Annotated in this window: 11 protein-coding genes; 1 reads left to right on the top strand and 10 read right to left on the bottom strand. The window is 47.8% G+C overall.

Going from position 1 to position 14,170, the window contains the following annotated elements:
• Positions 1-72: 72 nt before the first annotated feature.
• The 4 genes from PV783_RS06945 to PV783_RS06930 all read right to left on the bottom strand — a co-directional run bounded on the left by PV783_RS06945 (position 73) and on the right by PV783_RS06930 (position 7,314).
• The gene (locus PV783_RS06945) at positions 73-2,319 is read right to left on the bottom strand and encodes a RelA/SpoT family protein (RefSeq protein ID WP_079469446.1); all 2,247 of its coding nucleotides are present in this window, start codon (positions 2,317-2,319) and stop codon (positions 73-75) included.
• Positions 2,320-2,452: 133 nt separating this feature from the next.
• A complete protein-coding gene (locus PV783_RS06940) occupies positions 2,453-3,193 on the bottom strand; it encodes a response regulator transcription factor (RefSeq protein ID WP_159454272.1) in 741 nt (246 codons plus the stop codon).
• Between the two features lie 114 nt (positions 3,194-3,307).
• The gene (locus tag PV783_RS06935; protein WP_111576753.1) at positions 3,308-4,750 is read right to left on the bottom strand and encodes an alpha-L-fucosidase; all 1,443 of its coding nucleotides are present in this window, start codon (positions 4,748-4,750) and stop codon (positions 3,308-3,310) included.
• Positions 4,751-4,752: 2 nt separating this feature from the next.
• Positions 4,753-7,314, bottom strand: coding sequence for a beta-mannosidase (locus tag PV783_RS06930; protein ID WP_235015908.1), 2,562 nt, complete (start codon positions 7,312-7,314; stop codon positions 4,753-4,755).
• Between the two features lie 53 nt (positions 7,315-7,367).
• Here PV783_RS06930 and PV783_RS06925 point away from each other — a divergent pair, with 53 nt between their 5' ends.
• The gene (locus PV783_RS06925) at positions 7,368-7,538 is read left to right on the top strand and encodes a DUF6728 family protein (RefSeq protein ID WP_310007521.1); all 171 of its coding nucleotides are present in this window, start codon (positions 7,368-7,370) and stop codon (positions 7,536-7,538) included.
• On the opposite strand, the gene lpxB is transcribed toward PV783_RS06925, so the two are convergent.
• The 6 genes from lpxB to PV783_RS06895 all read right to left on the bottom strand — a co-directional run bounded on the left by lpxB (position 7,535) and on the right by PV783_RS06895 (position 14,017).
• Entirely contained in the window at positions 7,535-8,638 is a 1,104-nt protein-coding gene (lpxB, locus tag PV783_RS06920) for a lipid-A-disaccharide synthase (protein ID WP_336387457.1), read from the bottom strand. The genes PV783_RS06925 and lpxB overlap by 4 nt on opposite strands.
• A 17-nt stretch (positions 8,639-8,655) precedes the next feature.
• Positions 8,656-8,958, bottom strand: coding sequence for a hypothetical protein (locus tag PV783_RS06915; RefSeq protein WP_079469450.1), 303 nt, complete (start codon positions 8,956-8,958; stop codon positions 8,656-8,658).
• Positions 8,959-8,989: 31 nt separating this feature from the next.
• Complete coding sequence (surE, locus tag PV783_RS06910; protein WP_079469451.1) at positions 8,990-9,766, bottom strand: 5'/3'-nucleotidase SurE; 777 nt, start codon at positions 9,764-9,766, stop codon at positions 8,990-8,992.
• 84 nt (positions 9,767-9,850) lie between these two features.
• Positions 9,851-10,627 carry an ABC transporter permease gene (locus PV783_RS06905; RefSeq protein ID WP_420987506.1) on the bottom strand — a complete coding sequence of 259 codons (777 nt, stop codon included), beginning with the start codon at positions 10,625-10,627 and terminating at the stop codon, positions 9,851-9,853.
• Complete coding sequence (locus PV783_RS06900) at positions 10,624-11,475, bottom strand: ABC transporter ATP-binding protein (protein WP_420987505.1); 852 nt, start codon at positions 11,473-11,475, stop codon at positions 10,624-10,626. Before PV783_RS06900 ends, PV783_RS06905 begins: the two co-directional genes overlap by 4 nt.
• Before the next feature lie 142 nt (positions 11,476-11,617).
• A complete protein-coding gene (locus PV783_RS06895; protein ID WP_420987504.1) occupies positions 11,618-14,017 on the bottom strand; it encodes a 3-hydroxyacyl-CoA dehydrogenase/enoyl-CoA hydratase family protein in 2,400 nt (799 codons plus the stop codon).
• Positions 14,018-14,170: the final 153 nt, after the last annotated feature.

The raw sequence follows: 14,170 nt of genomic DNA, 5'->3' as shown, positions 1-14,170 counted from the left end.
AGATTTCATCAAGATATTCTGAAATCTTCCCTTTTACCCGCCCTTCTTTATTTGCTGTTTGTATTTTTTACTTTAAGATTCTTCGAGGCGCTGGATAGATTGTATTCCATCGAGCGTTTTAAGCCTATCCACGAGCTCGTCCAGTTCTTCCTTGTCGTGGACATATACTTTGATCAACCCCTCAAATAAGCCTTCTTTTGACTCAATGCTGAGGGCGGAGATATTAATCTTCAATTCACCGGAAATAATGTTTGTAATCTTATGGATCACGCCCACATCATCCATCCCGATAATGCGTAAGCCGGTGAGGAAGGAAATTTCGCGGTTCTTCACCCATTTGGTCTTTACCACGCGGTGACCATAGTTAGCCAGCAGCTGCGCAGCATTGGGGCAATTGGTACGGTGTATCTTCAACCCTTCGCTGGCGGTAATAAAGCCAAATACGTCGTCTCCCGGGATCGGGCGGCAGCAGTTAGCCAGTTTGTAGGCAATCTTGTCGGAGCTTTCTCCGAAGATGATCAGTTCTGCGTCTTTCTTGGAAGGCAGCTGATGCTTTACATGTTCTTCCGGTACATGTTCCGGCACCTTCACCGGTTTTGGGGGTTCCAGTTTATCGCCCAGTACAGAAAACTGTTTCAGTTCTTTCAGATCGATATTGCGGACCGCCACCTGGTAATATAAATCCAGCGGGGACGGCTGTTTGTAGAACTGTACCAGTTCATTGATATTATGCTGACTGAAAGAAATATTCATGTGCGACAACTTACGCTCCAGTGCCGCTTTCCCGTCCATCGCCACTTTGCGCTTTTCTTCCTTCAGCGCATCCTTGATCTTGGATTTGGCTTTGGCCGTGAGCACAAAGTTCAGCCAGTCTTCCGAAGGCTTTTGTTTATTGGAGGTAATGATCTCTACCTGGTCGCCACTGCGCAGTTTATGGCTCAGGGGCACCAGTTTGTAATTCACTTTGGCGCCGATACATTTGTTTCCCACCGCACTGTGGATGGAGTAGGCAAAGTCGAGCGCAGTAGAGTTTACCGGCAATATTTTCAGATCCCCTTTGGGGGTATACACATAAATTTCTTCCGTAAAGAGGTTACTCTTAAAATCGGCCAGGAAGTCGAGCGTATTGGAATCGGGGTTGTTCAGGATTTCCCGGATCTGGGTGAACCACTGATCAAATTTAGATTCCTGCTGGGCGGAGGCATTGCTGCCTTCCTTGTACCGCCAGTGGGCAGCCACGCCTTTTTCCGCATAATCGTTCATGCGTTTGGAGCGGATCTGCACTTCCACCCATTTACCGCTGGGGCCCATTACGGTTACGTGCAACGCCTCATACCCGTTGGATTTGGGGTTGCTGAGCCAGTCGCGGGTCCTTTCCGGGCTTGGATGGTAAAAGTCGGTGATGATGGAATACACCTTCCAGCAATCTGCCTTTTCCTTATCTATCGAGGAATCCAGGATGATACGGATGGCAAAAAGGTCGTATACTTCTTCAAAGGCAACGCCTTTTGTTTTGATCTTGTTATGGATGGAATGGATTGATTTCGGGCGGCCATAGATCTCGAATTCAAATCCTTCTTCCTGCAGCACTTCCTTGATAGGCTTGATAAACTCGTTGATATAGCGGGTGCGTTCCCGTTTGGTTTCTTTGAGGCGCTTGGCTATTTCACGGTAAGTTTGCTGCTCCGTATATTTCATGGCCAGATCTTCCATTTCGGATTTGATATTGTATAATCCGAGGCGATGAGCCAGAGGCGCATAAATGAATACGGTTTCAGAAGCTATTTTCAGCTGTTTTTCGCGGCTCATGCTATCGAGCGTACGCATATTGTGCAGCCTGTCGGCCAGCTTGATCAGGATAACCCGGGGGTCATCTGCCAGCGTCAATAATATTTTCTTGAAGTTTTCTGCCTGTGCGGTGCTGGTACTGGAGTCTATTACGGTAGATATTTTTGTGAGACCGTCTACAATATGGGCGATCTCATTCCCGAACTCGCGGGACACATCTTCCAGTGTTACTTCGGTATCTTCCACGGTATCGTGGAGCAGGGCACATATGGCGGAACGTACGCCAAGACCAATTTCTTCCACGCAAATCTGCGCCACGGCCAGCGGATGCAGTATATAAGGCTCCCCGGATTTACGCCGCATTTCCTTGTGTGCATCTGCTGCCATTTCAAAAGCAGTACGTACCAGCTCCCTGTCGCCTTTTTTTAAACGGGGCTTCAACGCCCTCAATAAAGCACGGTAATGCCGAACGATTTCCTTCTTTTCCTGCTCTTCGTCTAAATTATATTTTTGTACAACCACTGTTTCCATTGGAATAAAGTTACGATTTAATATAATCTGAAAGAAAAAAGCAGGTTTTGACATAAAAACACCCATCCTTTGCCGGCGATAAAACCGGAAAGGATGGGGAGGTTGATTATTCGGCGGGAAAGAAAAATGTAAATCAGTGGATGGGTACGGTGATCTTCACCGGCAGGATGTCTTCCGGCACATTCAGCCGGAGACCTACGTTGTAAACGGTTTCCAGCTCTACACGGGGTACCAGTTTGAGTAACCGGCGCACACGGCCAATAAATACGTCCATACTGCGACTTGCGTAAAAATCTTCTTTTCCCCAAACCCGCAGCAGTACCTCGTCTTTTTGTACGATGATATTAGGCCGGCTGAGGAAATAACGCAGCATTTTTGCTTCAATGGGAGAAATTCTTCCTTTGGCCAGTTTACTGCTGGTTTCAAAGATTTTGAGCTTCCGGTAATGGAAGGTGTAATTGGCTACCGTATGCCCTACCAGCAACTCTGTTCTGTTGGGACGGGTCCACTTCAGGATCACCTTCATTCTTTTTACGAGTTCCTCAAAACTGAATGGCTTTACGAGGTAACCATCCCCTCCCAGCTGAAATCCGCTGATACGGTCTGTTTCTTCCGTCTTTTCAGCCGACAGGAAAAAGATGGGCGTCAGCATCGTAACATTCCGGATTTCCTTTGCCAGCTCAAATCCATTCATTTTCGGAAGAACGATGTCGATAAGACAAATGTCATACTTGGACCTCGAATAAAGGTTCCAGGCATCTACGCCGTCGAAACAATGCTCCACACTGTAGCCGGCCTGCTCCAGGTGCTGTTTGACGATACCGCCGAATGCCTTATCATCGTCAACAAGCAAGACTTTTGGGTTTCTGTTCATATAGCTACCATTTGTGATCAGTTTGACTATAAAACAAAAAAGAGATGACCGCGGGTAAGCGTCCATCTCTTTTTTTTATTTATCAACACTAATTCACATTAATTCACACTACAATCACAGCTTTTCCACAGCCGGTATTTTAATAGCTATTGCATGCTCAAATCCTTTATCACGGATAGATGCGGGAATCTGCACTTCTACCCCGGCGGCCGTAGTTTTCCACACCAGCTTATTATTGGTTCCCAGCACCTGTAAACGGGCGCCTTTCACCGGCGTTAATCCTTTAAATGAAATTACTGCAGGCAATTTCTCATTCTGATCCAACAGATAGATCGCATATACGCTGCCATCCTTTTTACGGGTGAAACACACTTTCCCGTCTTTGTAAGGAGCCACCGCACGGGTGCCATAAATAGCGTCCCCGTTAATATGAATCCATTCACCGATATGCTTCATGGTGGTGTAGGCATCGTTATGCAGCTCGCCATCAGGGCCGGGGGCCACATTCAGCAGGTAGTTGCCGCCTTTGGCCACAATATCCACCAGGTTGTGGATCAGCACATTTACGGATTTGTATTTATCGTCCGGTACGTACGACCAGGAGCTGCCCATTGTCATGCAGGTTTCCCAGGGATAGCTGAGCGGCTTATCAGGAATCTGCTGTTCAGGGGTGCGGTAGTTTTCGTATGGGCCGTGTACACTGCGATCCACTACAATCAGTCCGGGTTGGTGGCTGCGGGCCATCGTGGCAATTTTGCCCATATCTATATCCTGATCCTGCGGAGCCGTTTGGCTCCAGGAGAGGGATTCCTTTGTTTGTTGCTTCAACGGGCGCACCCAGCCGCCATCCAGCCAGAGGATATCCAGTTTACCGTAACCGGTCATCAGCTCTTCAATCTGGTTATAGGTGTATTGTTTGAACTGGTTCCATCTTTCCGGATATTTCTTCAGGTCGTAGTTCGGGTTACGGTCCTTGGGCGGGAAATAGCTCCACCAGTAGTATTCAGTGTGCCAGTCGGGCTTGGAAAAGTAAGCCCCTGCGTGTATACCTTCCTCACGGAAAGCCTGGAATACTTCCTTCGCCAGGTTGGCGCGCGGGTTCTTGCTGAAAGCGCCATCAGCGGCGGTTATCTTGTAGTCGGTTTGTTTGGTATCAAACATACAAAAGCCATCGTGGTGCTTGGTGGTAAACACCAGGTACTTCATCCCGGCGTCCTTTGCGGCTTTCGCCCACTTTTCCGGGTTGAAGTGAACAGGGTTAAAAGTTTTCCCCAGTGCCTCATACTTTTTCAGGTAATCGTAATAGGGAATACCTGCCGGCTTACGCTGCGTCCAGCCTTCATCTTCCGGGCAAATGCTCCAGGATTCCACCACGCCCCATTGGGAATAGGGGCCCCAGTGCATGATCATCCCAAATTTCCAGTCCTGCCACTCGTCCAGCTTCTTTACCACCGCCTGATCTGTTTCAGGTACATAAGGAGGTTCTTCATTCTGTGCGTGGAGGCCATTAAAGCCCAGCAACGCAAATCCCAATAAAATCAGGTATTTCTTTTTCATTGTCAGTTTTTATAAGACGATACTAAAGTAGTTACTTTCAATGCCTGGTGTATAAGCTCGGGCAGTTGGCCTGTCTGCAACCGGATGGTCCGGGTTTCTCCCGGCAACAGATCAAAGTAATTATCTTCAAAATGATCGGTTGCAGTGGCCTTGTCCAGCGACAGGTAAACATTTCTTGCCAGCTTGTCTGTTTTCACGCGGATATAAACAACGCCTTTATCTTTGGCTACCTTGCTGGTTACCACATCCAGGTGTGGTACTTCCAGGTTCATATCCTTCGCCGGAGCAAAGTAAAAGATATTCCGCTCCATATCCTTACTGTCTATTCGCAGTTGCGCATAGAATATTACCCTTGCCGGGTTATTTCCCTGTAAAACAGCAGCGGTATCGATGGCGTGTAATTTTTCACTGGTATTTGCTTTTACAGAGATATCCGTTAATTCTTTCTGCCAGATCACCTTACCGTTCAGATCCACTGCTTTCATCAGAAGATCGGCTTTGCCCTGGTATTCGTCTGTTACGAGGTAGGTACACAGCTGTCCGTTTTCAATGACGCTGGATACCAGCCGTGGCCTGAATGCGTCCTTTACATAATACTGCAACGCTTTCCAGCGGCCGTCGTAATCCCGGCCCGACCAGGAGGCACCCGGCCAGCAGTCGTTCAGCTGCCAGTAGAGGGTGCCCATGCAATAAGGCATGGCCCTGCGATGGGCTTCTATGGCTACTTTCATGCCTTCTGCCTGTAACACCTGGCTGAGATAAACAAAAGAGGGAAAGTCTTTCGGCTCACGGTAGTAATGCAGCATGTATGTTTTGATGGCTGTATTTCCTTTAGCCGGACTTTTCTGGTGTGCCTGCATCACATTGGAAAAGATATCATAGTCTTCTTTCGCAGCAAACGTGCGGATCGTTTCCATAGATGGGAAGGACTGGAAACCATATTCACTCATGAACCGTGGCACATGTGTATTAAATGCTTCAAACCATTCCATGCCATGCCATACGCCCCAGTAGTGATTATCTCCTTTGGTAAAATCTTCCGGCTTGCCCCAGTTGCTGATGGGGGAAGAATGAAAATAGAAAGCGCCCGGCTGATAAGCGGCTACCTGTTGTGGCAACACTTCTTTAAACAATTTATCATACCCCTGCTGCAAACTTTCCCACTGGGTATTCGTATAGGCGTAACCGCTTTGCCAGCCCCAGTTTTTAATGGCTACCGCTACTTCATTATTTCCGCACCACAGCGCCAGCGAAGGATGATTGCGCAAACGTTTTATATTATCTGCGGCTTCCGTTTTTACATTTTCCAGGAACGCCGGATCGGAAGGATAAAGGGTACAGGCAAACATAAAGTCCTGCCAAACCAGGATCCCGTGCTGATCTGCCAGCCTGTAAAAATTATCATCTTCATAAATACCTCCGCCCCATACGCGCACCATGTTAAAGTTGGAAGTCACCATATCGTCAAACAGCTTTTCCTGTTTTTCTTTAGTTACGCGCGGCAGGAAATTATCCTGGGGAATATAGTTGGCGCCTTTCATAAACACGGGGCGGCCGTTTACTTTTACATAAAACGATTCCCCGAGGCTGTCGGGTTTATTCACTACTTCAATAGTGCGTAACCCAATCTTACTGCTTTGAGTAGCCACTACCTTTTTATTGCTGAGCAGGTTGGCCTGCAGTTCGTAACAGAAAGGAGTGCCTATCCCGGCAGGCCACCACAGTACGGGCTTTTTTATAGAGAAGGGTACTTTTATTACATTGATGCCCGCCTGCAGGCTTACCGGTAATTTTGCCAGTTCAGGGGTAGATTTTGCGGGCAGCACCTGTAAGGTATATTCTCCCGCGGCAGCGGCTTCAATGGTCACTTCCGCCTGCATGTCTGCTTTCGTGGAATCCAGTTGCAGCTGTTGCCAGTATACATCGCGGATCACCGCTTTATTCCAGCTCCGCAACACAACGGGACGGTAGATACCGGACGTAACCAGCCGTGGGCCCCAATCCCAGCCGTAGTGATAGGGCGCTTTACGTGCATAAATACTGAGTGGAATATCGCTGGCATCGTTACCGGCAGGATAGATGATGCTGTCCTGCAAAAATTTGGGCATGTCTGTTTTGATGGGACTTTTAAACAGGATGCGCAGTTCGTTGTCGCCCGCTACCAGCCATTCTTTTACGCTGACCGTATGCGAAACAAACATGTTTGCCGACTGTAGTATTAAATGGTTATTGAGATACACATCTGCATAGGTATCCAAACCTTTAAACTCCAGTTCTATCACCTCTGCATTTAGTTCCTGTTTTTTGATGTGCCATCTTTTCCGGTATTGCCAGTCTTTCTTATCTACCCACTGTACAGCTTTTTCATTGGTTCCCACAAAAGGATCGGGGATTAAATGCTGTGCCAGCAAATCGGTGTGAACCGTTCCGGGTACGGTGGCCGGCCGCCAGATGCCTTCATCCACGCGGGAAAATTCCCAGCCGGTAAGCATAGGGTTGTTCTGTGCTATTCCATTGGTAAACAAGGTAAAAAAAAGTCCCACTGTTAACAGTAAATATTTCATGTCCTATTTTTTCAGAAGGACCAAAAATAGCACTGATTTACGATCTTTGGGAGATGAAAAGTATCTGGCAACAAATATTGAGGTATCTGTATATCGGTAAGAAGGATCCCAATGCACCAAAAACACGTTACGTGGCGATGATGCATGGGATGAACAGAATTTCTTTGTTACTTTTTATAATCGCCATTATTATCATGGTGATCAGGCTGATCAGGCGTCACTAGGCGATGGCGTATTCGTAGATCACTTCTGCTGCGCGGCGGGAAGCATCCTTTTCTCCCAGCTTATGCCACAGCTCTGCATAGTCTTTCATCACGCGGCTTCTGGCGGCTTCATTATTCAGTAACGAGTTTAATTCCTTCAACAGGTTTTCTTCTGTGAGGTCGTGCTGAATCAATTCTTTCACTACCAGTTTATCCATCACCAGGTTTACCAGGGAGATATATTTTACTTTGATGAGATGTTTGGCAAAGAAGTACGAAATAGGATTTCCTTTATAGCACACTACTTCCGGTACTCCAAACAAAGCTGTTTCCAGCGTGGCTGTTCCGGACGTTACCAATGCGGCTTTTGCCTGACGCAGTAACTTATAGGTTTGTCCTTTTACCATCGACACGTTGGGATGCTGACCGGTAAGGCTTTCCAGGAAATGATCGTCCAGGCTGGGGGCCTGCGCCACTACAAACTGGTATTGCGGAAAGTGTTTCGCCATAGTGAGCATGATAGGCAGCTTTACGCTCACTTCCTGCTTACGGCTGCCCGGTAATACGGCGATCACGGGTTTATCTGATAACGGCGCATCAGCAGGCTGTTCTTTGGCAGCTTTAATTACTTCCACCAAAGGATGTCCTACGTATTCCGTTTCATAATTCCATTTATGATAAAACTCGGGTTCAAACGGGAGGATGCACAACATTTTATCTACATACTGCCGGAGTTTTTTCACCCTGTTCTCTTTCCAGGCCCATACCTGCGGGGAAATATAATACACTATTTTAAATCCCTGTTGTTTGCCCCATTCGGCGATGCGCATGTTAAAGCCGGGATAATCTACCAGCACCAGTACATCCGGTTTAAAGGCAGCGATATCTTTCTTACAAATTTCTATATTCTTTAAAATAGTGCGGAGGTTCATCACCACTTCCACAAAACCCATAAAGGCCAGTTCTTTGTAATGCTTTACCACATGGGCGCCGGCGGCTTCCATCAGGTCGCCTCCCCAGCTACGTATATCCGCAGACGTATCTAACTGTCTTATTTGTTTTACAAGATTGCTGCCATGCAAATCACCTGACGCTTCTCCTGCAATAATGTAATATTTCAATATTCTTTGATTAAAAATTATCTGATCAGTTTGAGTAATAATATGCCAATGGCATACAGCATGGTCATCAGGAAAATGCCTTTGGCAGTGATATCCAGCCGTTTTCTTGTATACAGGAAAAACACCAGTCCGTTTAGTAACAGGCAGATGCTGGTGAGCTTCGGAATCATTTGTTTATTGTCTTTCAGGATACCGAGGAACTGTCCCAGTCCCACGTTGTTATGTGGCTTGATAACAAAAAAGTAATACAGGAAAAACGCAAACAGGGGTGTTAAAAACCCCAGTAAAATTCCTAACGGAAGATTGTCTTTTTTTAACATACTGTAATTATGATGGCGATATAACGAATGTTTACAGGTCTTTCCAATCTTCTTCCAGCTTCTTTTTCAATGAATAATTTGTGAGATCAAACTGCACCGGTACAATAGAGGCGTAATTATTTTCCAGTGCCCACACATCTGTATCCTGTCCGTTATCGCGGTTTTTAAATTCTCCTGTGAGCCAGTAGTATTTTTTACCGTGCGGGTCGCGGCGTTCATCAAATTCTTCCACCCATTTGGCATCTGCCTGCCGGCTGATTTTCAGTCCCCTGAAATTCTTTTCATCCACTATCGGAATATTTACGTTGAACAGGGTACCAGGTGGCAGATCGGATTCCAGCATTCTTTTGGTAACATTGTGCGCTACTTTTTTGGGCAGCGAAAAATCAGCATCATAGCTGTATTCCAGGAACGAGAAGCCTACGGAAGGAATGCCTTCTATGGCCGCTTCCATGGCGGCCGACATAGTGCCGGAATAAATCACGTTGATAGAATGATTGGCGCCATGATTGATCCCGCTCACGCAGATATCCGGTTTACCATGCAGGATTTTATCGCGGGCCAGCTTTACACAGTCCACCGGTGTACCGGAGCACTGCCAGGCTTCTATTCCTTCAAAGATATCCACCTTTTCCAAACGCAAAGGAACTCCGATGGTAATGGCGTGTCCTTTGCCCGACTGCGGACTATCCGGCGCTACCACCACTACTTTACCCAAAGGCTTCACTGCTTCTATCAGCGCCCGGATGCCCGGCGCCGTGATGCCGTCGTCGTTTGTTACCAGTATAACCCGCTCTTGTTTTGCCATAGTTCGCCTTTTTTCTTTGCTCAACAAATTTAAGCTCTCTGCCAAACATTTCGCTTTAAAAGAATGTGAAATATATGGATATTTCTACAGATCGGATTTTAATATTTTCCTGAAAACCAGGTAGATGCCCAATGCGATATAGGCTATCATGGCTGTTACATACACATAGGCTTCGTACTGATCGCCGGTGGATACCATTTTACCCACCAGTGGAAATGGCAGCAGCTCGTCGCCGCTCTGCAGCGGCAGCAGGCCGCCAATAGCTCCGGCATTTCTTTTTACGATAAACGACAACAGCTGATCCAGCATCATATTGTAAGCCACAAAAAGCACGATGGCCAGCCCCGCCCGTTTCACCAACACACCTATCAGCAGGGCGATGGTAAGCATCACATTAAACTGCAGGAAGTAGTACAGCATGTAATGATATCCTTCCAGGCTGAAGGGTTTGTTGCCATAAATGATTCCCACCAGGGCGCCGCTGATAGTAGCCACCACCAATGTAAGCACGGAAATAGCCACCAGCCAGAATAATTTGGCGTATACAAACTGGCTTCTTTCCCAGCCGTCGATTACGTTCTGGCGGTTGGTACGGTACGTATATTCATTGGTGACCAGGATAATCAGGAGTAGTCCGAACAGCGCGGAGATATAGCTGTTCAGCGAAGCCATTGTGAGCCATACGTCCGGGAAGCTGAAGGGGTTGCCAAGCATTTTGCTTATCTGTTCCAGGTTTCCGCTGAGTTTGTCGGCCACCATGAAATTGCCTGCGGGAATAATCACCAGCGCCAGCAGGAGCATTACCCAAAAGGTGCGGTAGTTCCTTACTTTGAGCCATTCGGTATAGATAATCTGTTTCATGATGCGGCGATATTGGTGATTTCCAGGAATGCGGTTTCGAGACTTTTCTTACGGAGTTGCAGGTAGCTGAGCCAGATGCCCTGCTGGGCACAGTAACTGTTGATAGTTGCCGCATCGGGAGATTCAGCGAAAAAAGCCCTCACGATGTTGCCCTGTATTTCGGCGCCGGTGCAACCGGGATACCGGAGCATGGCCGCCTGTAACTGCGTGTTGTCTGCTGCGGAGAGTTCCACAAAATCGTTGCGACTGATCACCGTGTGTACCGGGCCTGACAGCAATAACTGCCCGCTTCTCAAAATAGCCACGTGTGTGCATACCTTTTCCACTTCATCGAGCAGGTGGCTGGCGAGGATAATGGTTTTGCCGCTGTCTGCCAGTTTACGCACCAGCTCCCGCACTTCCGCGATACCGGAGGGATCGAGGCCATTGGTAGGCTCGTCCAGGATGAGTACATCGGGGTCGCCGAGTAAAACGGCGGCAATGGCCAGCCGTTGCTTCATGCCAAGTGAATACGTTTTAAAGGCCGAGTGCTGGCGTTGTGTGAGGCCACAGATCTCCAGTACTCTTGCGATGTCGTCTTTCCCGCGCTGTTTGATAGCAGCGGAGATTTCCAGGTTTTTGTATGCGCTGAGATAATGATAGAAGTTGGGCGTTTCCAGCAAAGTACCTATTTGCCGGCGTTCCGCGGCGGAAGGCGCTTTATCAAAAAGGGTGAAGCTGCCGGTATCTGCTTTGAGTACATCGGTTACAATGCCGAGCAGGGTTGTTTTGCCGCTGCCGTTAGGCCCCAATACGCCGAACACGCTACCGGCCGGCACATCAAAGGAAACACCTGACAATGCCTGCACCGTTCCGTATTTTTTGGAAATGTTTTGTAAGGATAGAATTGGCACGGGAGTAAATCTAAAGAATGAAAATAAAAAGGGAAATGCAGCGAATGATCTTATGGCTAATCTTCACTACATTTCCCATACATTAAAATAACAGTTTCTAATTTCGTACGGGTTTGCCCGTTTTAATCACGCTTTGTAAGCGTTCCAGCGTTTTGCGTTCACCGCATAAACTCAGGAAGGCTTCCCTTTCGAGATCCAGCAGGTATTGTTCGCTTACAAAGGAGGCTTCTGTAAGATCGCCACCGCACATCACATAAGCGAGTTTATTTGCAACTTTCTGATCATGTTCTGAAATATAGTTACCAAACTTCATGGCGTATACGCCTGCCAGTAAGGCACCCAGTGCGCCGCGACCCATCACTTTGATATCTGTTCTTTCCACGGGGCGGGTATATCCTTCATCTGCCAATGCTATTACGCTGCGTTTGGCGTCGGCAATAAGGCGGCTGAGGTTCATGGTAATTTCATCATGTCCTTTCTTCAGCACGCCCATATCAAATCCTTCAAAGCCGGAGGTGGCCACTTTTGCGGTGGCTACGGTCATGAAGTAATCTTTCAGGGGCTCTTCCTCGATGCGGCCTTCCTTGTATTCCAGGCTGGCGCGGAGCGTCATTTCCTTGGTACCGCCGCCGCCGGGGATAAGCCCTACGCCCAGTTCCACCAGCCCGATATATGTTTCGGCTGCTGCCTGTACTTTATCGGCGTGTAAACACATTTCGCAGCCACCACCCAATGTGAGGGCGTGTGGCGCCACCACTACGGGTACCGATGAATAACGCAGGCGCATGGTGCTGCGCTGGAAAAGGCGTACTGCCATGTCCAGCTCATCAAACTCCTGTTCTGCTGCAAGCATGAAAATCATACCCACGTTGGCGCCTGCGGAAAAGTTGGTGCCTTCGTTGCCTACTACCAGTCCGCGGAAGTCTTTTTCAGCGCGGTCTATCGCCTTATTCAATCCTTCCAGCACTTCCCCGCCGATGGTATTCATTTTTGTTTTCCAGTCGAAACACACCACGCCGTCGCCGATATCAATCAGGTTGCAGGCGCTGTTTTTCCAGACTACATTATTGGAGAAGTTTTCCAGGATAATGAACTGTCCTTCTCCTGGTAACGGTTTGTAGGTTTGGGTACTTACGTCGTAATATAATTTCTTGCCGTTGTCTACTTTGTAGAAGCTGGTAATACCTTTTGCCAGCATATCTTTTACCCATTGGGCAACGGTGAGTCCTTTTTCTTCGATGAGTTTTACGGATGCTTCCACGCCGAGCAGGTCCCACGTTTCAAACGGCCCGATTTCCCATCCGAAGCCGGCTTTCATGGCGTCGTCTACTTTATATAAGTCGTCTGCTATTTCAGGAATGCGGTGCGATACGTAGGAGAAAAGGAATGCGTGGAATTGTTTGTAGAATTCGCCGGCCTTGTCGGAAGCTCCTGCCAGCGCTTTGATGCGTTGTTTCAGGTCTTCGATAGGTTTGGCTGCATCTATACTTGCAAACTTTGCTCTTTGTTTGGGTCCGTATTCCATTGACTGCAGGTTCAGTGTAAGGATTTCCTTGCTGCCGCCGTCTCCTTTGGTTTTCTTGTAGAAGCCCTGCCCGGTTTTATCGCCGAGCCAGTTGTTTTCCACCACTTTCTGGAGGAAGGGAGGTATTTTAAAGATACCGATGGCCTCGTCCTGCGGGCAGTTTTCCATGACGCCTTTGGCTACTTTCACCAGGGTATCTATCCCTACCACATCGGCGGTACGGAAGGTAGCTGATTTAGGGCGGCCGATTACGGGACCGGTGAGTGCATCAATTTCGTCGATGCCCAGGCCCATTTCCTGCATAATGTGAAAGATGGCCATGATAGAGAACACGCCTACCCTGTTGGCAATAAATGCCGGGGTATCTTTACACAGTACGGTTGTTTTGCCGAGGAAAAGATCGCCGTAGTGCATGAGAAAATCGATGACGGCGGGATCTGTATGTGGTGTTGGAATTATTTCGAGTAAACGGAGATAGCGGGGCGGGTTAAAGAAGTGGGTACCGCAGAAGTGTTTCTTGAAATCTTCGCTGCGGCCTTCTGTCATGAGGTGGATCGGGATGCCGGAGGTGTTGGAGGTGATGAGTGTTCCGGGTTTCCGGAATTGTTCCACCTGCGTAAACACGCTTTTCTTCACATCCAGGTTTTCCACTACTACTTCAATGATCCAGTCCACATCCGCGAGACGTTTCATATCATCCGTAAAGTTGCCTGTTTTAATGCGTTTGATCACATCTTTGGTAAAAACGGGCGATGGGTTGGATTTTATGGCGGCCTGCAGGGCGTCGTTCACAATCCGGTTTTTCACAGCGGGACTATCCAGTGGCAGGTTCTTTTTCTTTTCTGCCTCATTGAGTTCCTTTGGCGCTATGTCCAGCAGTAAAACCTGTACGCCTATTCCTGCAAAATGACAGGCAATCCTTGATCCCATTACCCCCGAACCTAAAACGGCTACTTTGTTGATGTGTCTCATTGCTTTGGCTTTTAGCTGTCAGCTTTTTATTCATTACGCGGAGCTTCCAGCATTTGTAACTTAAATTTACCGATCCTTGAATTTAGCATTTTTTGGAGTTCCATCATCAGGGGGCACACGATTTCTGTAATACTTTTTTGTAAAGAGAGATAA

It is taken from the genome of Chitinophaga sp. CC14 (assembly GCF_048957795.1).
GTDB lineage: Bacteria > Bacteroidota > Bacteroidia > Chitinophagales > Chitinophagaceae > Chitinophaga > Chitinophaga ginsengisegetis.
The sequence above is the reverse complement of the archived record's forward strand: the minus strand, read 5'-3'. Positions and strand labels throughout refer to the sequence as shown.

Coding starts and splice junctions, on each gene's coding strand:
- PV783_RS06945 (WP_079469446.1), bottom strand. CDS start 2,319: ATGGAAACAGTGGTTGTACAAAAATATAATTTAGACGAAGAGCAGGAA.
- PV783_RS06940 (WP_159454272.1), bottom strand. CDS start 3,193: ATGAACAGAAACCCAAAAGTCTTGCTTGTTGACGATGATAAGGCATTC.
- PV783_RS06935 (WP_111576753.1), bottom strand. CDS start 4,750: ATGAAAAAGAAATACCTGATTTTATTGGGATTTGCGTTGCTGGGCTTT.
- PV783_RS06930 (WP_235015908.1), bottom strand. CDS start 7,314: ATGAAATATTTACTGTTAACAGTGGGACTTTTTTTTACCTTGTTTACC.
- PV783_RS06925 (WP_310007521.1), top strand. CDS start 7,368: ATGAAAAGTATCTGGCAACAAATATTGAGGTATCTGTATATCGGTAAG.
- PV783_RS06915 (WP_079469450.1), bottom strand. CDS start 8,958: ATGTTAAAAAAAGACAATCTTCCGTTAGGAATTTTACTGGGGTTTTTA.
- surE (WP_079469451.1), bottom strand. CDS start 9,766: ATGGCAAAACAAGAGCGGGTTATACTGGTAACAAACGACGACGGCATC.
- PV783_RS06905 (WP_420987506.1), bottom strand. CDS start 10,627: ATGAAACAGATTATCTATACCGAATGGCTCAAAGTAAGGAACTACCGC.
- PV783_RS06895 (WP_420987504.1), bottom strand. CDS start 14,017: ATGAGACACATCAACAAAGTAGCCGTTTTAGGTTCGGGGGTAATGGGA.